Below are 19,135 nucleotides of genomic sequence, written 5' to 3'. Positions count from 1 at the left end.
GGCGTCAAGTCACCGGTCGTGTTTCCGATCCGGGGATGTGACGGTATGTCACACCCCCGGATCGTACATTTCACCCGGTCGAGCAGGTGAGATTCTGCACAGTCGCCGGTGCGGTACCGGAGCCGAGCAGGCCGAACGTGGTGTACGCCCCGGCCGCCACGGTCCCGTTCCAGGTTTCGTTGCCGACCGACACCAATGACCCGCTGCTCGTCGACTTACCGCTCCACACGGTGGCCAGGGTCTGGCTGCCGGGCCAGGTCCAGGACACGTTCCAGCGGCTGATCGCGGCGGTGCCGGCGTGCACCATCACCTCGGCCTGGAACCCGCCGGACCAGGCGGAGGTGATGCTGTACATCGCGGTGCAGCCGGTCCCGGTCCCGCCACCGGGCGTGGAGGTGGACGGGGACGGGCTGGACGGCGCCGGTGTCGGTGACGTGGTCGGCTGGGTGCCGACCCCGGTGACCTCACCGTGGCCGCCGTCGAAGGCCACGTCCGAGCAGCCGTAGAACGTCTCCTGGCTGTCCGAGCGGGACCAGACCGAGTAGATCAGGTGCTTGCCGCTCTTGCCGGACGGCAGGTTGCCGGTCCAGTAGTAGTGGCCGTCGTCGGTGCCCGGCCCGCCGTTCGCGGGCGGGTTGGTCACCTGGTCGAACGGGGTCGGCTCGAGGTCGCTCCAGGCGAGCGGCTTGGTCGGGTCGTACCCGTCCTTGGTGATGTAGAGGTAGAACGTGCCGGGGTGCTTGGCCCAGTCGTTGTAGTGGAACTCGACCGAGGCGCCGGCGGTCAGGTGGGTGGTCGGCCAGTCGGTGCGGGCCAGGTTGAAGCCGGTGAAGTTGTACGGCCCCCCGGTGCCGCCGCTGCACAGCTGCCCGTCCGGGAGGAAACCGTTCACCCGGCCGGCGCCGTCCGAGCGGAGCACGGCGAACCAGTTGTAGAGCGAGTTGGTGCCGCTCTGAGCGACCGCGGCGGCGCAGGCCGGGTTCTTCGGCTCGATCGCGCCGGTGGTCGGATTGCGCCCGTCCTGGTAGCAGAGCCAGGTCCGGCTGCCGGGGATCTGCAGAGCGCCGTGCGCCTCGGCCGCGGCGGGCAGTGCCAGGATCCCGGCCGCGGCGGCGAGCACGGCCGCCGCGACCCAACGAAGAAGTTTCATGTCCTTCTCACCCCTGGGGGAAGAGCCGGGCGTAGTCGGCGTAGCCGGTGGCGACGTCGACCTGGGCCCAGAACCGGTGGTAGTTGAAGGTCGGTGCGGCTCCGCCGTTCAAGTACGCCTGGACCTTGGGGAAGTCCGGGTCGTTCTTGTAGAAGGAGCGGATGTCGAGGAACGACACCCCGGGCTTGATGACGTCGCCGTTGGGCATCGTCCCGGTCCAGCCGTTGGGGATGTAGAGGCCCTGGCCGGTGGAGGCGTTGTAGACGTCGTCGAACCGGTTGTAGTCGGCGCGGGTCTCGGTGACCGACACGCCCTTGCCGTCCTTGTACGCCCAGATCGCGTCGAGCAGCCCCTTGGCCGCCGTCTTCGCCTGCGCGTTGCCGGACTTCGCCGCGTAGTAGGTGAGCAGCTTGGCGAACGAGCCGGCCACACCGAGGTCGTTGCCCTTGCTGGTGACCGTCACGTGCAGGCCGGTGTTGGTGGCCGGGCTGGACGGGGTCCAGGTGGCCGGCTTGCCGGACCAGGCCAGGTCGGACGGGATCTGGAAGCTGGTCGCCGAGATGGTGCTGTTGGCCAGCGCCCAGGTCACCCACTTGTCCAGCACCGACTTCGCCTTGGCGTCACCGGTCGTGTAGTAGTACTCGGCGAGCCGCTCCAGCGACCAGGTCTGCATGCCGAACCAGCGGTTCGACGGCGGGTCCTCGTAGACCGGGGCTTCGACGTACGACAGGCCGTAGAAGGTCGGCGTGCCGGACGGCGGCGCCGAGTAGTTGCCGTTCCAGCTGTTCGTCGCGCCGCCGGCGATGGCGCCCTCGGACGACTGCAGCCACTGGTAGAACTCGAGCTGCCGGTTCAGGCTGGCCTGCCAGTCGGCCTTGGCGGTCGGCGACTTCGGGGTGAGCGCGCTGACGTTGGACAGCACGTACGCGGCCATCGGGTTCTGGTAGCCGAAGTGACTGGTGCTGGAGCCGATCCGCCACGCCCAGCCGGCGCTGGTGTCGTAGGCGCCGCCCCAGGCGTAGTACCAGGACATCAGGTTGTTGGAGGCGTTCTTGCCGGTGCCGGCGGCACACCCGGTGGAGGTGCAGCCGGGCTGCTTGAAGTACTTGTCGTAGAACGAGTACCGGAGGTAGTCGCCCATCTTGGCGGCGTTGGCCACGGTCGCCGAGATCTGCGACTGCTTGCCCTGTGCGGTGGCCCACTGCAGTGCCCAGTAGGCGACCTGGACCGCGCGGGCGTCGGCGTCCGGCGCGTTCGTGTACTTCCACTGCTTGGCGTACGACGCGTCCTTGGTGAACAGGTCGAGGTAGCCGTTCGGGCCGCCCGAGGTGAACGTGTCGCAGGACGGCTGCGGGACGGTCTCCCAGGTCGACTCCTGCGGGCCGCGCTGGAACGTGTTGATGTACGAGACCCGGGTGGTCTTGTCACCGCAGTGCCCGAAGCCGTACACGTTGTCGACGTCCAGCAGCCAGTGCATGCCGTAGATGTCGTCGGTGCCGTACGCGCTCTTCAGCTCCGCCGCGAGGGGGTCCGTGCCGACCGACACCGACGTGTCGAGCTGCGACGGGTACTGCGAGGGCAGCGGGTACTCGGCCGCGTAGGTGGCCGGCTTGGACGCGTTGTAGTTGGCGTTCGTCGGCTGGTCGGCGTGCGACGGGATGATGTACTTCTCCATCGTCGCCCAGGCGCTGTTGAACGGCGCCCAGTCCCCGCTGACCTGACCGTGCTCGGCCTCCAGCCACAGCCAGTAGCTGAACGCCTCGCTGGTCGTCTCGTGCCCCTGGTCCGGCGCCTCGTCGATCAGCGTCTCGACCGAGTGGTAGGGCACCCCCTCCGGGCTGAAGTAGCCGTTCGACGGGTTCTTGATGTCCGTGTAGAGCTGGGTGAACCGGGCGTCGACCGCGCCCACCGCGACAACCGTCACGGCGACGTTCGCGGCGGTGTAGCCGGTGGCGGTGGCCGCGATGGTGGCGGTCGAGCCGGCCGTCGCCGCGGTGGACGCCGCGACCGTCACGGTCTGCCCGGTGCTCCAGTTCGACGGGGTGAAGGTGAGGGTGGCCGGCGTGACGGTGACCGCGGTGGACCCGGTGCTGCGCGCCACCGCGACGCTGACGTTCGCGCTCGGCGCCGCGCTCAACGCGACCTTGTACGTGCCGCTCTTGCCCGGCTCCAGCGTCACCGAGGTGGCGTCGGCGAGGATGGCCGGGCTCGTCGACGCGTCGACGAAGACCGGGACGTCGGCGGTGCTGCTCCGGGTGCCGGCGCCGTCGTACGCGATGGCCTGCAGGTGGTACGCCGCGGTCTGTGCGGGCACCCCGGTCCAGGTGTACGCGTACGGCGCGCTGGTGTCGGTGCCCAGCAGCAACCCGTCGTGGTAGAACTCGACCTTCGCGATCGTCTGCCCGCTGGTCGGGGTCGCGGTCGCGCTGATCGGGATGGACGCCGGCGCGGTGTACCGGGTGTTCGCGGCCGGGCTGCTGATCGCCACGGTGGGTGCGGCGGCCGAGCCGTTGCAGGCCACCCCGTTCAGGGTGAACGCGGTGGGTACCGGGTTGGCCGAGGTGAACGTGCCGTTGAACCCGGTGCCGGCGGTGGCGCCGGTGCCCAGGGTGCCGTTCCACGACGCGTTGGTGACGGTGACGTGCTGGCCGCTCTGCGCGTAGGTGCCGTTCCAGCCCTGCGCGACCTTCTGGCCGGCGTCCGGGAAGTCGTACTCGAGTTTCCAGCTGGTCAGCGGGTCACCGGAGTTGGTGATGGCGATGTCGCCGGTGAACCCTCCGGACCACTGGCTCTGCACCTTGTAGACGACAGCGCATCCGGCCGCGGCGTAGGCGGGTGGCCCGCCGGCCACGAAGACCGCGCCGGCGCCGAGGACGGCGACGCCGGTGACGGCCAGCCTGCGGCGCAGGCGATGAACGAACGGTCTCACGGGTGTTCCTCCTAGGGGGTTCGGGAGCAGGAGACGGGAGACGGGACAGGGTTCGTGGTGCCGGTGGTGCCGCCGAGGAATCCGAAGGTGGTGGAGGCCCCGGACGCGAGTGCGCCGTTGTAGGACGCGTTGGTGACGGTGACCGCGGTGCCGGACTGGACGGCGGTGCCGCCCCAGCTCTGCGTGACGGTCTGGCCGCCGGTCCAGGTCCACTTGACGGTCCAGCCGGTGCTGGCCGTGGTCCCGGTGTTGGTCACGGTGACCTCACCCTGGAAGCCACCGCTCCACGAGCCGGTCACCTTGTACGCCGCCGTGCAGCCGCCGCTCGTCGAGGGGGACGTCGACGGGGACGGGGAGACGGACGTGGAGGGCGAGACCGAGGTGGACGGGCTGGGCGAGGACGGGCTGGGCGAGGCGGAGCTGGGCGACGGCGCCGGGCCGGTGCGGTCGGCGTAGAGGATGCCCCGGCCGTTGGTGCCCAGGTAGACCCGGCCCCAGATGCGCGGGTCGCCGGTCAGGGCGTCGCCCATGTTCCCGTACTGGTGCTTGTCGTCGTTGATCCGGAGCCAGCTCGCGCCGGTGTCGTCGGAGCGGAACACCCCGTCGACGCCGTCCACCGTGCCGACCAGGAACACCGCCGGGTGGGTGGCGCCGGGTGCGGCCTTGCCGAACGCCACGTTGATCCCCTCGGCCACCGTGGTGACCTTGGTGAACGTCTTGCCGGCGTCGGTGGAGCGCAACAGGCCGGTGCTGCTCGCCACCCAGACCTCGCCGGCGATGCCCGGCACGGCCTTCAGGTGGATCCGCCCGGTGGTCGGCAGTGTGACGGCCGACGCGGTGAACGTGGCCCCGCCGTCGGTGCTGCTGTAGAAGCTTCCGTTCGCGTACCCATAAAAGGTCTTGGGGTTGACCCGGTCGGATTCGACGATCGCGCCGGCCGGCAGTCCGGTGGAGGCGGTCCAGCTGCTGCCCCGCGTGGTGGAGTAGTAGACCCCGGTGCCGGCCGGTGACCAGACCACCGCGTTGGCGTCGGCGCCGACCGCGACCGTGCCGCCGCCGGTCACCCCGGACGGCTCCTGACCCTGGTACCAGTTCTTGCCGCCGTCGCTGGAGACGCCGATGTGCGGCGCCGCGGCGTTGTTGCCGACCCGGACGAAGAAGCTCGGGCTCAGCTCGGCGAAGTCCAGGCTGGTGTTGCTGCCCAGGCTCGGGGTGTCGTGGAAATTCGCCGGCACGGTGTCCAGATCGGCGTGGTAGAAACCGCCGACGTCGCCGAGCGCGCTGACCAGCGGGGCGCCGGTCGGCGGGCTGGCCAGGTCCAGGACGGCGGTCTCCTCGATCCCCTTGGCCATCGGCTTGATCGTGAAGGTGGCGCCGGAGTCCCACTTGGTCAGGTCGGTGGTGCCGTAGAGGGTGGCGCCGGTGCCGTAGAGCAGCCGGTTCGAGTCGAACGGGTCGATCTGCAGCGACTCGTTCATCCAGCCCAGCTTCGGGCTCTCCTCCGGTGCCGTGGACGTGTTGTTGAAGTCCAGCCACGGGTTGGCCGAGATGTCCAGGGTGTAGCGCTTGCTCCGGCTCGGGTAACTGGTCCAGTCCCAGACCCGGGTCCAGGTGGCGCCGTAGTCGGTGCTGCGGAAGAAGATCGCGTCCGGCCACCAGGAGATCTGGGTGGCGACCATCAGGGTGCCCGGATGCAGGGTGTCGACGGTCAGGCCGGAGTAGCCGTAGTACCGGTCGGCGACCGGGGTCGGCGAGATGTTCGTCCAGGCGCCGGTGCTGATCTGGTACTTCCAGACCTCGCCGGCCGCGCCGTCGTACGGGCCGCCGGTGTCGCTGGTGGCGATGTAGAGGTAGTCGCCCTGCACGACGCCCTTGTGCGCGAGGTAGCCGGTCGGCTGGCCGGCGATCCGGGACCAGGTCGCCCCGCTGTCGGCGGACGTGTAGACCGGGTTGTCCTTGTCCGCGACGCCCACGAAGATCCGGCCGGCCGCGCCGAAGGTCACCCAGCTCAGGCCCTGGTTCTGGTTCAGGTACCCGTTGGTGTCGGTCGGGTCCTGGACGTAGTTGCCGACGTTCGGGAAGTTGGCGACCTTGGCCCAGGTGACGCCGAAGTCGGTGCTGCGCCAGAGCCCGTTGCCACCCTCGGCGGCGAAGTACACGTTCTTGTCGTTGACCGGGTCGACGGCGAGCCGCTCCCCCATGCCCCGGCCGGGCATGTTGCCGCCGACCTTGAACGGCAGGTTGGTCTGCTGCCAGGTGGCGCCCTTGTCGGCGGAGCGCAGGATGGCGCCGTTGTTCGGGTCCCAGCTGTTGGTGTACATGCCGACCGCGGCGTAGACCCGGGTGGTGTCCACCGGGTCGGCGGCCAGGCTGAGCACGCCGTTGTGGCCCCAGTCGTCCTGGCCGACCCAGTCCAGCAGCGGGGTCCAGCTCTGGCTGGTCTGGTTCCAGCGGTAGGCGCCGCCGATGTCGGTGCGCGAGTAGATCAGGTTCTTCTCACCCGGGTTGAAGACGATGCCGGGGATGAATCCACCGCCGTCGATCCGGACGTTCTTCCAGGCGTAGGGGTCGCTGCCGGCCGCCGTGGCGGAGATCGGCTGGGAGACGACGGCGACCGCGGTGGCGGCGACCACCAAGGCGGCGGCGAGAGCACCGCCGGGGGACCTTCTCATGGATGAAGCCCTTCCATTGACGTACGTAAACCTGGGAGCGCTCCCAAAGCGTCCGTTCCCGACATCTTCATGTCAAGAGCCGGAAACATTCGACAATCGTTGCCATCTGACTACGGAGAGCAACATGACAGTGAACGACCGGGTTCGATCCACCGACGTACGGGTAAAAGCCCTAGTCAGGCCGGTTGCCGCCGGGCCGAGTGCCGTGAGCAGCACCAAGTGACGGGAGGGGCGGCTGTGTATCATTCGGCGGAATGCGCGGGCGGCGCCTACCGGTGCGGCCCGCGAACAGTCAGCGGGTATATGCACCGGTACACGGCGTGACAACCGCCCGGCGTAGTGGTGGAGGAGATTGCATGAAGGTTTGTGTTGTCGGCACCGGCTATGTCGGTCTGACCACCGGCGTCAGCCTCGCCTTCCTCGGGCACGAGGTGACCTGCGTCGACCTCGACCAGGCCAAGGTCGACATGTTGCGCGCCGGTAAGTGCCCGATCTACGAGCCCGGGATGGAGGACCTCCTCGCCGAGGCGTCGCCGAACCTGACGTTCACCACCAGCTACGCGGACGCGATCCCCGGCTCCGACGTCGTCTTCGTCGCGGTGCAGACCCCGTCGGCCGCCGACGGCAGCCCCGACCTGCGCTACCTGCGCAGCGCCGCGGAGAGCGTGGCGCACTCGCTGGACCACGACTTCACCGTCGTGGTGAACAAGTCGACGGTGCCGATCGGCAGCGGCAACTGGGTGGACGCGATCCTGCGCGACTCGTTCGCGACCCGCGAGGACCGCCCGGCCGGCGTCGAGTTCGCGGTCGCCTCGAACCCCGAGTTCCTGCGCGAGGGCAACGCCATCGCGGACACGCTGTTCCCGGACCGGATCGTGATCGGCTCGGACAACCCGCGCAGCCTCGAGGTGCTGAACCGGCTCTACCGGCCGATCATCAACCAGACCTTCACCGCGCCGACCTTCCTGTCGCGCCCGGAGGACACCACCGCGGTGCCGCTGGTCTCCACCGACCTGGCCTCGGCCGAGCTGATCAAGTACGCGGCCAACGCGTTCCTGGCCCTCAAGATCAGCTACGCGAACGAGATCGGCCAGCTGGCCTCCAAGGTCGGCGCCGACATCACCGAGGTGGCCCGGGGCATGGGCCTCGACCAGCGGATCGGCTCGCGCTTCCTGCAGCCCGGCGTCGGCTGGGGCGGCTCCTGCTTCGGCAAGGACACCAAGGCGCTGATCGCCACCGCGGCCGAGTACAACCTCGACATGCCGATCGTGACCGCCGCCCGGGACGTCAACCAGCGGCAGCGCGCCATCGCCGTGGAGAAGCTGCAGAACGAGCTGCGCATCCTCAAGGGCCGCAAGATCGGCCTGCTCGGCCTGGCCTTCAAGCCGAACACCGACGACCTTCGCGACGCACCGGCGCTGGACATCGCGAACTCGCTGCTGAGCCGGGGCGCCCGGGTCAAGCTGCACGACCCGATCGCCGGTGAGCGGTTCCGCAAGGAGCAGCCGGAGCTCGCGCCGTACCTGACCGGGAGCCTGGACGAGCTGTTCGCCGACTGCGACGCGGTCGTGCTGGTCACCGAGTGGGCGCAGTACCTCGAACTGGACTGGAGCAAGTTCGTCGGCCTGATGCGCAATCCGCTCGTACTGGACGGCCGGCACGTGCTGGACGGCGACCGGATGCGCCGGCTCGGTTACAAGTACGTGGCCGTAGCCGGCTGACCGACTCTCGCGCTTCATCCGCCGCGGCGGCCTTCACAGGCCGTCGCGGCGTTTCCTTTTTGTGGCGTAGGGCCGATTCTGCCCGGGCCTAGCCGCTTACCGACTGAAGCGGGTTCCCGCGAAGCCCAACAAAACCGACTCACCGCTCGTATGATGACCGTTAACCACGGCTAAATCCCGCTAAAAGCACCCGGGAAAAGTCGTTCATCAAGGGCCTCTTCCGGCAATCTTCTTAACCGGTTAAGGTGCCGGGGTGTCGCCGCTATATCGTTACCGACTCGATCACGCGGAAATCATTGCGCAACTTCCCGGTTACCTCTTGACTGTTGGTCAAGAAGCGCTTCGGACGGCGGCGTCGCCAGACGCCGGAGGCGCGTCAAGACATAGGGAGCGGTATGTTCGGTCACAGTGGGAGTTCGCGATCCCGAGTCGCGCTCGCCGGTGCCCTCAGCGTCGGTCTGGCCTTCAGCCTGACCGCCTGCGGCGGCGACAAGAAGGACGACTCGAGCGGTTCCACCGATACAGCGACGTCGTCCATCGACTGCGCACAGTTCAGCCAGTTCGGCGACCTCAAGGGCAAGACGGTCTCGGTCTACACCGGCATCGTCACCCCGGAGGACGCGCCGCAGAAGAAGTCGTACGAGCCGTTCGAGCAGTGCACCGGCGTCACGGTCAAGTACGAGGGCGACAAGTCCTTCGAGACCCAGATCCTGGTCCGCGCCCGCGCCGGCAACCCGCCGGACGTCGCGTACGTGCCGCAGCCGGGTCTGCTGAAGCAGCTCGTCGAGACCGGCAAGGCCGTCGAGGCCCCGGCCGAGGTCGCCACGAACGTCGACAAGTGGTTCGGCAAGGACTGGAAGGCGTACGGCACGGTCGCCGGCAAGTTCTACGCCGCCCCGCTGGGCGCCAACGTGAAGTCCCTGGTGTGGTACTCCCCCAAGGAGTTCGCGGACAAGGGCTACACCGTTCCGACCACGCTGGACCAGCTCAAGGAGCTCAGCGACAAGATCGCCGCGACCGGCAGCAAGCCGTGGTGCGCGGGCATCGGCTCCGGTGACGCCACCGGCTGGCCGGTCACCGACTGGGTCGAGGACTTCATGCTCCGCCTGTCCGGCCCCGAGGCCTACGACAAGTGGGTCAGCCACGAGATCCCGTTCAACGGTGCCGAGTCGACCGCCGCGTGGAACGCGGTCGGTGACTACCTGAAGAACGACAAGTACGTCAACGGCGGTCTCGGCGACGTCAAGAGCATCGCGGGCACCACGTTCCAGGACGCCGGCCTGCAGATCCTCGAGGGCACCTGCTCGCTGCACCGTCAGGCCAGCTTCTACGCGGCCAACTTCCCGGCGAACACCAAGATCGCCGAGGACGGCGAGATCTACGCGTTCTACCTGCCGGGCAAGGACGCCACCAGCAAGCCGGTTCTGGGTGGTGGCGAGTTCGTTCTCGCCTTCGCCGACCGTCCCGAGGTCAAGGCGTTCCAGTACTTCCTGTCCACCGACACCTGGGCGAACCTCAAGGCCAAGGCGTCGAGCGGCTGGGTCAGCGCCAACAAGGGTCTGAAGGTCGAGAACCTGACGAACCCGATCGACCAGCTGTCCGCCAAGATCCTGCAGGACCCGAGCGCGCAGTTCCGGTTCGACGGCTCGGACATGATGCCCGCCGCGATCGGCTCGAACGCGTTCTGGAAGCAGGCCACCGCGTGGATCAGCGGCCAGGACACGACCACCACGGTGAACAACATCGAAACCGCGTGGCCCAAGTGATCTGAGTTCCACCACGACGCCGGCCGGGACGCCTTGTCCCGGCCGGCATCACCCTCTTTCCCCTCGGAAACACGAAGGAGGTCCGGGTCGCGTGTTCGGTTCAGTCAGCACCACCCCAGAAAAACTTCTCCAGATGTTCGCGGCGCTGCTGTTGTTCGCCGCGGTGCTGGGCATCGTCCTCTTCATCGCCAGCCGGATCCGGGGCAAGGGCTCCGACCGCTGGGTCGGTTACCTCTATCTGCTGCCGGTCATTCTCCTGCTCAGCGTCGGCCTGGTCTATCCCGGCCTGCGCACCATCTACGAGTCGTTCTTCGACGCGCAAGGCGGCGCGTTCATCGGGGTCGACAACTACAAGTTCATCTTCACCAGCGGTGAGCTGCGCCGGGTCCTCGGCAACACGATGATCTGGGTGGTCCTGGTGCCGTTCCTGGCCACCGCGATCGGCCTGGTCTACTCGATCCTGGTGGACAAGTCGCGGTTCGAGTCGTTCGCCAAGGCCCTGGTCTTCCTGCCGATGGCGATCTCGATGGTCGCCGCGGGCGTCATCTGGAAGTTCATGTACGAGTACCGCGTCGACCAGCCGAAGGTGCAGCAGATCGGCCTGATCAACCAGATCATCGTCTGGCTGGGCGGCAAGCCGGTGCAGCTGCTGATCACCGACACCTGGGGCCTGAACACCCTGCTGCTGATCGTGGTGTTCATCTGGATCCAGGCCGGTTTCGCGATGACCGTGCTCTCCGCGGCGGTCAAGGCGATCCCGGACGACATCATCGAGGCGGCCCGCTTGGACGGGGTCAACGCCTGGAGCATGTTCGTCAAGATCACGCTGCCGAGCGTGCGGCCGACGATCGTGGTGGTCCTGACCACCATCGCCATCGGCACGCTGAAGGTGTTCGACGTGGTCCGCACGATGACCGGCGGTAACTTCAACACCAGCGTCATCGCCAACGAGTTCTACAGCCAGCTGATCCGGGCCGACAACCAGGGTCTCGCGGCCGCGCTCGCGGTGATCCTGTTCGTCCTGGTGACGCCGATCGTCATCTACAACATCCGCTCCGTACGCCAGGAGGCATGATGACGGCCGCCGTACCGATCGTGACCGAGCCGGATCTCGAGGCTCCCCCGGAGAGCACCGCCGCGGTCGCGAAGAAGAAACTCAGCTCGCCGATGGCCTCGGTGGCCGCCCTGATCATCGCGGTGCTGTGGACCATCCCGACGTTCGGGCTGTTCCTCTCGTCGTTCCGGCCGGAAGCCGCGATCAAGCGGACCGGCTGGTGGACGTTCTTCACCGACCCGCAGATGACGCTGGACAACTACCGGGCGGTCTTCGACGACGAGACCGGCGTCAACCTCGGTAACTTCTTCATCAACTCGCTGGTCATCTGCATCCCGTCGGTGCTGATCCCGCTGGCCCTCGCCTCGCTCGCCGCGTACGCGTTCGCCTGGATCAACTTCCGCGGCAAGAACTTCCTGTTCCTGGCGATCTTCGCGTTGCAGATCGTGCCGCTGCAGGTCACGCTGATCCCGCTGCTCACGCTCTTCGTGAAGGTGGACATCAGCGGGACGTACTGGGCGCTGTGGCTGGCGCACTCCACGTTCGCCCTGCCGCTGGCCATCTACCTGCTGCACAACTTCATGCGGGAGATCCCGGCCACGCTCATCGAGGCCGCCCGGGTGGACGGCGCCGGGCACGTGGCGATCTTCTTCCGGGTGATGCTGCCCCTGCTCACCCCGGCACTGGCGGCATTCGGCATCTTCCAGTTCCTCTGGGTCTGGAACGACCTGCTGGTGGCCCTGGTCTTCGTGGGCGGTGGTGACGACGTCGCCCCGCTCACCCTGCAGCTGGCCAACCTCACCGGCACCCGGGGCACGGCCTGGCACCTGCTGGCGTCCGGCACGTTCGTCTCGATCATCGTGCCGGTCACGGTGTTCCTGCTGCTCCAGCGCTACTTCGTCCGCGGCCTGCTGGCCGGCAGCGTCAAGGGCTGATCGTCGGTTCTTCCCGGGGCCGCACCGATTCTCCGGTGCGGCCCTTTCCGTGCTCCAGAAAACCCCATTCAACCCCATATGGTACGAAATACGGAGCGCCCGTCCGTAGGCTACAAGCCGCGTCCCGTGGTGGTCTCGCGCGACGCCCGCCCGGCACAGGGCCGCAGCGCGCCTCGCGGGGATTGGCTGGTTCTCAGGGGTGTCTCCGGTCCCCGGAGACACCCCTGAGGGCCAGCCGGGACCCCGGGCCGCGCTGCGGTCCGGGCCGCCCACGGCCTCGCGCGGCGAGTCGCGGCACGGTCCCGGCACCGCAGGGCACCGCGCGTACCACATGGGGTTAAAGAGACTCCACCAGGCGGCCGTCGCGGAGGGTGAGTACCCGGTCGGCACGGTCGATCATGTTGGGGTCGTGCGTGGCGACCAGCGCGGTCATCCCGCGGGCGTCGACCACCGCGCGGAGCAGGTCCATGATGGCGCGCCCGGTGTCCGAGTCGAGCTGACCGGTCGGCTCGTCGGCGATCAGCAGGTCCGGGTCGTTCGCGAGGGCGCGGGCCAGCGCGACCCGCTGCTGCTGCCCGCCGGAGAGCTCGCCGGGCCGCTGGTTGGCCTGGCCGCCGAGCCCGACCAGCTCGAGCAGCACCGAGACCCGCTCGTCGCGGGCGGCCGGCTCACGCTTGGCCAGCCGCATCGGGATGCTGACGTTCTCGGCCGCGGACAGGATCGGGATCAGGCCGAACGACTGGAAGACGAAGCCGATGGTGTCCCGGCGCAGCTCCAGCAGGTCGGACTCGTCCGCGCCGGTCACCGCCCGGCCGGCCACCGCGATACTGCCCGCGGTCGGCCGGTCCAGCCCGCCGATCAGGTTGAGCAGCGTGGTCTTGCCGGCGCCGGAGCGGCCCCGGACGGCGACCAGCTCGCCTTTCTCCGCGGTGAACGAGACCGCGGAGAGCGCGTGCACGACCCGCTCGCCGGCACCGTAGTCCCGGGACAGCCCGGACACCTCGACGACACTCATGCGGACTCCCCGGGGCGGACTTCGACGTGGTCGGGTTCGAGGTTGAGCCGGACCCGGTCGGCCAGGCTCAGCGCCTCGACGAACGCGGCGGGCAGCTGCAGCCGGCCGGTGCGGTCCAGCACCGCGTACTCCTCGGAGACGTGGTGCTCGGTGCCGTCGGCGGCCAGGCGGGCGGACCGGCGTACCTCGGAGGCGGTCTTGCCGTCGCGGATCGCGACCGCCCGGCGGACCTGGTCGGCGACGTTGCGGTCGTGGGTGACCACCACGACGGTCACCCCGAGCTCGGCGTTGACCGTGCGCAGCGCGCCGAACACCTCGTCGGCGGTCGCCTCGTCCAGCTCACCGGTCGGTTCGTCGGCGAACAGCACCTCGGGGTTGTTCGCGAGGGCCACCGCGACCGCGGCCCGCTGCTGCTCGCCACCGCTCATCTCGGCCGGGCGGCGGCCGGCCTTGTCGGCGACACCGACCATCTCGAGCAGTTCCAGCGCACGGTTCTTCGCCCGGCCGCCGGCCAGCCGCATCGGCAGCTCGACGTTCTCCCGCGCGGTCAGGTACGGCAGCAGGTTTCGCGCGGTCTGCTGCCACACGAAGCCGACGATCCGGCGCCGGTATTCCAGGCGCCGCTTCGCGGTCATGCCGAGCAGGTCGTAACCGGCCACCTTGGCGACGCCGGCGGTCGGCTCGTCGAGCCCGGACAGGATGTTGAGCATCGTCGACTTGCCGGAGCCGGACGCGCCGACCACGGCCAGCAGCTCGCCCCGGTCGACCACCAGGTCCAGCCCCTGCAGGGCCATCACCTCGACACCCTCGGTCCGGAAGATCCGGACCAGGCCGTCGCAGACGATGTGCCCGCTGAGCCGGTCCTGTCCTCCCGCGCGAGCGGCCGCTTGTTCGGCTGCCCGCCGCTCCAGATCGACAAGATCGGTCACGACTGCTCCTCTCCGAGCCGCAGCACGGTATCGGTCACGACGGCTCCTCTCCGAGCCGCAGCACCGTGCCGAGGCGCAGGCGGCGGTTGGCGACGTTCTCCACGGCGAGCGCGGCGACCACGGCGAGCACCGCGATCACCAGGACCCCGCCGGCGAACCACGGGTCGAGGCTGCTCCCGGCGCTCACCCCGGCGGTGAACCCGCTCAGGTCCAGGGCCGGGCCGATCAGCGCGGGCAGCGCGAACCCGGCCAGCCCGCCGGACAGCACGGCCACCGCGATCAACGGGATCAGCTCGTAGACCAGCAGGCGGCGGCCCTGCCGCGACGACAGTCCCATGGTGCGCAGCCGGGACAGCGTACGGCCGCGAGCCGGCGCCCCGGTCAGCACCGCGAGCGCCACCGCGGTCAGCGACAGCACCGCGGCGGCGACCATCCCGGCGGTGAACGTGAAGCTCAGCGCGCCGTCGACCCCGCGGTTCTCCAGCGAAGCGCGGTAGCCGGTCCAGGTGACCACGTTCGACGGCACGGCCAGCTGGAAGTCCTCGACGATCCGCCCGGTCGACTCCTTGAGCTGCTCGCGCTGCCCGGCATCGGCGGCCTTGCGGACCTGGGCCGGGTCGAAGCCGGTGCCGTTCACCAGGATCCGGTTCGGCTGGATCGGCTGGAAGTCCGGGACCGGCATGGCCTGCTGCGGCAGCACCAGGAAGTCCCGGATGCCGGCGAACAGCCCCGGTACGGTCTCCGCGGTCTCCGCGACGGTGAACTTGTACGCGCGGCCCTGCACCTCGACAGTGCCCGCGGTGCCGATCTGCGCGGCCAGGTGCGGTGAGACCACGGCGGGCACCGTGTCGCCGCCCCTCCGCGCGCCGGTGAGCACGGCCGGCAGGTCCAGCCCGGCGGTGTCCGCGTTCACCAGCATCGCCGGCGCCTGCAGGATCATCACGCTGGCGTCGCCGCGGATGGTGGCGCCGGACGCGATGAGCATCGGCACGGCCGCGTCGACGTGCGGCAGCTCGGCGATCCGCTGCGCGGTCTCCGGGGTGAAGAAGTAGCCGCTGACCACCGCGTCGGCCGGCACCGCCAGGTGCGCGGCCCGGTCCCGGGCGTCGCTCACCGTGCTGGTCACCGCGCCGGTGAACAGGCCGGTCGCGATCGCCACCACGAGCACCGCGAGCGGGCCGGAGTGCATCGGGGCGCGGCCGGCGCCGGAGAGCCCGAGGAAGCCGATCGCGCCGCGCGCCCGGGCGGCGAGCCGGCCGGCCCAGCGCAGTGGGAACGGTACGACCCGCAGCGCGACGACCGAGGCGGCCAGGGCGAGCAGGATCGGCGCGCCGATCAGGTACGGGTCCACTCCGGCACCGGCGTCCAGCCCGCGCCGCCGGACCAGGTAGATCCCGCCGGCCGCGAGCAGCACCACGAACCCCTCGGCGGTGAGCCGGCGCGGTGACGGGCGCAGCGCGGCCTCGTCCGAGCGGTGCCCGGAGAACTCCGGGTTCCGGGCCAGCAGCGCCGCCTGGATCGGGGCGGCCAGCACCCCGAGCAGCGCGACGATCCCGACCAGCAGTGGTTCGAAGCCGTCCGCGCGGCCGGGCAGCAGCGTGCCGGCCAGCCAGCCGAGGGCGACCGCGACCGGGACCACGATCAGGGTCTCCACCACGGTGCGCCCGGCCACCGACCGGACCGCGCCGCCACGCGCCCGCAGCAGCGCGAACTCGACCCGTCGCCGTTCGGTCATCAGCCGCGCGGCGAGCAGGATCAGCCCGGCCGCGGTGGCCAGGATGCCGGCCTGCACCACGGCGAGCAGCGACCGCACCGCACGGACCTGCTGATCGAACTCGGCCAGAGTGAGGTCCACGCCGCTCTGGAAGGAGGTCAGCTCCGGCGGGGTTCGCCGGGCCACCGCGACCGCCTTGGTCAGCGCGCCGACCTGGTCGGCGGTGATCCGGTTCTCGTCCAGGCGGTACCGCCACCGGTCGGTGAGGTCGGCGAGCTCGGTGCCCGCCATCCGGGCGCCGCGCTCATCGGTGAGCAGCACCGCCTCGTCGCGCAGGCCGTCCAGCGGGGACGGGCACTGGCTGCGGGTGAGCTTCTGGTCAGCCCAGATCGGGTCGGCCGGGTCGCGCGGGCTGAACACGCCGGTGACCCGGACCCGGGTACTGCCGAACCGGGCGAGCAGTCTGAAGCTGTCGCCGACCTTGAGCCCGAACGTCTTCGCCGCGTCCTCGCCGACGATCACGTCGGCGATCTCGCCGGACTCCGGCATCCGCCCGTCCACGATCGTGACGGCTCGGTCGGTGGCCGGTTCGTAGCGGACCGTGGCCAGGTTGGGGCAGGTGCCCGGGGTGTTGCCGGTCCGGATGACCGACACCTTTCCGCTCTCGGCGAGATACCAGGCGCCGCCGACCAGGTCGGGCAGCGGCGCCGGCATGGCCTGCCGGATCTCGCCGAGCCGGCCGCCCTCGGTGGCCGAGCTGACCTCGCCGTCGGGCAGCATGCCGGTGAACGTGATGTCCCGGTTGACCGCGGCCATCGCCCGGATGTCGCCGCGCAGGCCGTCGTCGGTGCGCCCGTTGGCCAGCCGGGCCGGGCCGGAGACCAGGAACGCGGTCAGCCCGCCGAGCACGGCCAGCAACAGGAGCTGACCCAGGAAGGCGCGGACCCGCCGCAGCACGCTCATTGGTCCGCCCCCAGGCGCAGACGGGTCGCCGGCAGGCGACGGGTGGCGGTCAGCGCGGTGACCGAGCTGACTGCGAGAGCGACCAGGACCAGCAGGGCGGCGCTGCCCAGGGTCCGGCCCCAGAGCACCTCGAGCAGCGCGTCCGGCACCGGCCGGCCGGCCGCCGGGGTCAGTACCAGCAGCGGGGCCATCGCGGCCGCCACCACCAGCCCGACGGCCAGGCCGGTGAGGGCGCCGAGCCCGGCCAGCAACGCCTGCTCGATCACCAGCGACCGGGCCAGCAGCCGCGGACCGGCGCCGAGGGTGTGCAGTACGGCCAGTTCGACCGAGCGGTGCTGGGCGGTGGCCCGGGCGTCCGCGGCGATACCGGCCGCGGCGAGCAGCATGGCGCCCAGGGCCGCGCCGAAGAGCGCGACCCGGGCGGCGGTGCTGAACGGGTCACTGCCACTGGCCAGCTCCTGGCGGTCGAGCACCTGCAGCCCGGACAGGCCGGTGAGGTCACTCGGATCGCCGGCGATCCACCACTCGCCGGTGTCCCGGACGATGCCGAAGCTCCAGAACAGCCGGGCCTCCAGGGCCGGGCGGTCGACCAGGACGGCGGCCTTCTCCACGCTGCCGGGCACCCGGTCGATGGTGGCGACCACGTCGACCCGGACCTCCGCCCCGCCGACAGTGAGGGACGTGAGATTGCTGAACGCGTCCCGGGCCGCCGTGGTGAGCGCGATCGGGACGCTGACCGGCACGTCCTCGGTGGTCAGGGTGAGCCGGCCGTGGACGTCGTAGACGCCGTTGTCGTCGGGCAGGACCACGTTGCCGTCCGAGCTCATCGCCCGCCAGCCGCGGTCCTGGCCGGTGATCCGCCAGCGCACCGGTTCCGGGCTCGCCGAATCGATCTTGAAGCCGAGCAGGCCGGTGCCGGTCGCGGTGAACGTGACCGGCTTGCCGCGGTCGCTGGTGCCCAGGTCGACGCGGCGGCCGCCGGCGAAGACCGCGGTGGTGTGCACCGGGGCGGAGCTGGTGATCCGGCCGGGCCGCAGCGCGCCGGTGGTGTCCGGACCGGCCGCCGCGGCGAGCTTGCCGAGCAGCGCCGCGGGCGGCCCGCCGGTGGTGTCGTCGCGGGCCTGGACCACGCCGGCGGCCGCGCCCGGGTCGAGCGCGATCAGCTCGGCCGGTTCGCTGCCGGCGGTGGTCGGCACCCAGTCGCGGAACGCCGGGACCACGGTGCGGACACCGGGCAGGGCGGCGAGTTGTCCGGCCCGGCCGTCCGGGGCGGTGCCACCGGTCTCGACCATCCGGACGTCCGTGCCGACCTGCTGGACGGCCTGGTCGGCGCGGGACTGCTGTGCGGTGGCGGCCAGGCACCAGGAGACGGTGGCGGCGGCGACCGCGAGGGCCAGCATCACCATCGGGCCGGCGTGCGCGCGCCGGCCGGCCTGCCAGGTGCCGAGCAGCGCGGACCGGGACCGGCCGCGGTTGAGCCGGCCGGCCGCGAACCGGGCGACCGGCGGCAGCAGCCGGACGGCGAGCACCGCGCCGGTCAGCACGCCCAGCGTCGGTGCGGCGGAGAGCAACGGGTCGATGCCGAGGCCGCCGGCGCCGGTGGGTGCCGCGTACTGGCGCAGCTGCAGCCAGCTCAGCACGGCCAGGGCGACCACGACCAGGTCGAGCCCGGCCTTGCGGAGCATCGGCAGGCGTTTGCGGCCGGACGTCTCGGCCAGGTAGGTGCCGCCGCGGCGCAGCGACGGCAGGGTCAGCGCGATCACGCCACCGGTCGCGAGCAGCGCGGCGACCAGCCAGACCCCGCCGTAGAGGGTCACCTCGGGATATTTCAGGTGCAGCAGGGCGACGGCGAGCGGCGGGCCGAGCAGCGCGGCGGGCAGCACCAGGGCCAGTCCCTCGGCCGCGGCCAGGCCGGCCAGCTGGCGGCGGGACGCGCCACGGGCCCGCAGCAGCGCGGTCTCCCCCCGGCGGGCCTCGGCCAGCAGCGCCGCGACCAGCGACAGCGCGTAGCCGCCGAGCACCACGACCAGCAGCATCGGGGTGACCAGGGTGGACCGGCGGACCAGGTCGGCGCGTTCCAGCCGGTCGGCCAGCACCGGAATGCCGGTGTTCACGGTCGCCGAGTTGCCCAGACCGGAGGTCCGCGGCAGGTCCGTCTTGGTCGCGGTGGCGGCGTCAGCGGTACGCCGTACCGCGCCGATCGTCGGGTTCACCAGGTCGGGTTCGGCCAGCCAGCCGCCGGACGCACCGGTGAAGAAGACCGGGTCGGCGCTGACGATCGGGCCGT

At 70.5% G+C, this 19,135-nt stretch carries 11 protein-coding genes; 4 read left to right on the top strand and 7 right to left on the bottom strand.

Annotated features, from left to right (window positions below):
- Positions 1 to 70: 70 nt before the first annotated feature.
- Genes ADL15_RS44540 through ADL15_RS44530 form a run of 3 tightly spaced genes read right to left on the bottom strand, consistent with a single transcriptional unit; the run spans position 71 to position 6,751 of the window.
- On the bottom strand, positions 71 to 1,150 hold the full coding sequence (locus ADL15_RS44540) for a lytic polysaccharide monooxygenase auxiliary activity family 9 protein (RefSeq protein WP_067705619.1): 1,080 nt from the start codon (positions 1,148 to 1,150) through the stop codon (positions 71 to 73).
- Between the two features lie 7 nt (positions 1,151 to 1,157).
- Positions 1,158 to 4,079 (bottom strand): glycoside hydrolase family 48 protein, encoded by a 2,922-nt coding sequence (locus tag ADL15_RS44535; protein WP_067705617.1) that lies wholly within the window; start codon positions 4,077 to 4,079, stop codon positions 1,158 to 1,160.
- Between the two features lie 11 nt (positions 4,080 to 4,090).
- Positions 4,091 to 6,751, bottom strand: a complete 2,661-nt coding sequence (locus tag ADL15_RS44530) for a cellulose binding domain-containing protein (RefSeq protein ID WP_067705615.1) — start codon at positions 6,749 to 6,751, stop codon at positions 4,091 to 4,093.
- Between the two features lie 356 nt (positions 6,752 to 7,107).
- Here ADL15_RS44530 and ADL15_RS44525 point away from each other — a divergent pair, with 356 nt between their 5' ends.
- The 4 genes from ADL15_RS44525 (at position 7,108) to ADL15_RS44510 (ending at position 12,227) form a co-directional block, all read left to right on the top strand.
- Complete coding sequence (locus ADL15_RS44525) at positions 7,108 to 8,472, top strand: UDP-glucose dehydrogenase family protein (protein WP_067705613.1); 1,365 nt, start codon at positions 7,108 to 7,110, stop codon at positions 8,470 to 8,472.
- A 395-nt stretch (positions 8,473 to 8,867) separates the two neighbouring features.
- Positions 8,868 to 10,238, top strand: a complete 1,371-nt coding sequence (locus ADL15_RS44520) for an ABC transporter substrate-binding protein (protein ID WP_067705611.1) — start codon at positions 8,868 to 8,870, stop codon at positions 10,236 to 10,238.
- Positions 10,239 to 10,329: 91 nt separating this feature from the next.
- Positions 10,330 to 11,313 (top strand): carbohydrate ABC transporter permease, encoded by a 984-nt coding sequence (locus ADL15_RS44515; protein ID WP_083972507.1) that lies wholly within the window; start codon positions 10,330 to 10,332, stop codon positions 11,311 to 11,313.
- Positions 11,313 to 12,227, top strand: coding sequence for a carbohydrate ABC transporter permease (locus ADL15_RS44510; protein ID WP_067705607.1), 915 nt, complete (start codon positions 11,313 to 11,315; stop codon positions 12,225 to 12,227). Before ADL15_RS44515 ends, ADL15_RS44510 begins: the two co-directional genes overlap by 1 nt.
- Positions 12,228 to 12,564: 337 nt before the next feature.
- On the opposite strand, the gene ADL15_RS44505 is transcribed toward ADL15_RS44510, so the two are convergent.
- Genes ADL15_RS44505 through ADL15_RS44490 form a run of 4 tightly spaced genes read right to left on the bottom strand, consistent with a single transcriptional unit; the run spans position 12,565 to position 18,884 of the window.
- A complete protein-coding gene (locus tag ADL15_RS44505) occupies positions 12,565 to 13,242 on the bottom strand; it encodes an ABC transporter ATP-binding protein (RefSeq protein WP_067705605.1) in 678 nt (225 codons plus the stop codon).
- Positions 13,239 to 14,171, bottom strand: coding sequence for an ABC transporter ATP-binding protein (locus ADL15_RS44500; RefSeq protein ID WP_067705600.1), 933 nt, complete (start codon positions 14,169 to 14,171; stop codon positions 13,239 to 13,241). Before ADL15_RS44500 ends, ADL15_RS44505 begins: the two co-directional genes overlap by 4 nt.
- A gap of 34 nt (positions 14,172 to 14,205) precedes the next feature.
- Complete coding sequence (locus ADL15_RS44495; RefSeq protein WP_067705597.1) at positions 14,206 to 16,848, bottom strand: FtsX-like permease family protein; 2,643 nt, start codon at positions 16,846 to 16,848, stop codon at positions 14,206 to 14,208.
- Positions 16,845 to 18,884, bottom strand: a complete 2,040-nt coding sequence (locus tag ADL15_RS44490; RefSeq protein ID WP_338025617.1) for an FtsX-like permease family protein — start codon at positions 18,882 to 18,884, stop codon at positions 16,845 to 16,847. The genes ADL15_RS44495 and ADL15_RS44490 overlap by 4 nt, the downstream gene beginning before the upstream one ends.
- Positions 18,885 to 19,135 lie beyond the last annotated feature (251 nt).

Origin of the sequence: Actinoplanes awajinensis subsp. mycoplanecinus (assembly GCF_001509495.1) — a bacterium.
Lineage (GTDB): Bacteria > Actinomycetota > Actinomycetes > Mycobacteriales > Micromonosporaceae > Actinoplanes > Actinoplanes palleronii.
This window is presented reverse-complemented; position numbering and strand designations above follow the sequence as displayed.

Excerpts from the sequence above, each read along its gene's own strand:
- ADL15_RS44540 (WP_067705619.1), bottom strand. The coding sequence starts at position 1,150 with ATGAAACTTCTTCGTTGGGTCGCGGCGGCCGTGCTCGCCGCCGCGGCC.
- ADL15_RS44530 (WP_067705615.1), bottom strand. The coding sequence starts at position 6,751 with ATGAGAAGGTCCCCCGGCGGTGCTCTCGCCGCCGCCTTGGTGGTCGCC.
- ADL15_RS44525 (WP_067705613.1), top strand. The coding sequence starts at position 7,108 with ATGAAGGTTTGTGTTGTCGGCACCGGCTATGTCGGTCTGACCACCGGC.
- ADL15_RS44520 (WP_067705611.1), top strand. The coding sequence starts at position 8,868 with ATGTTCGGTCACAGTGGGAGTTCGCGATCCCGAGTCGCGCTCGCCGGT.
- ADL15_RS44510 (WP_067705607.1), top strand. The coding sequence starts at position 11,313 with ATGACGGCCGCCGTACCGATCGTGACCGAGCCGGATCTCGAGGCTCCC.
- ADL15_RS44505 (WP_067705605.1), bottom strand. The coding sequence starts at position 13,242 with ATGAGTGTCGTCGAGGTGTCCGGGCTGTCCCGGGACTACGGTGCCGGC.
- ADL15_RS44495 (WP_067705597.1), bottom strand. The coding sequence starts at position 16,848 with ATGAGCGTGCTGCGGCGGGTCCGCGCCTTCCTGGGTCAGCTCCTGTTG.
- ADL15_RS44490 (WP_338025617.1), bottom strand. The coding sequence starts at position 18,884 with ATGCTGCTGGTCGTGGTGCTCGGCGGCTACGCGCTGTCGCTGGTCGCG.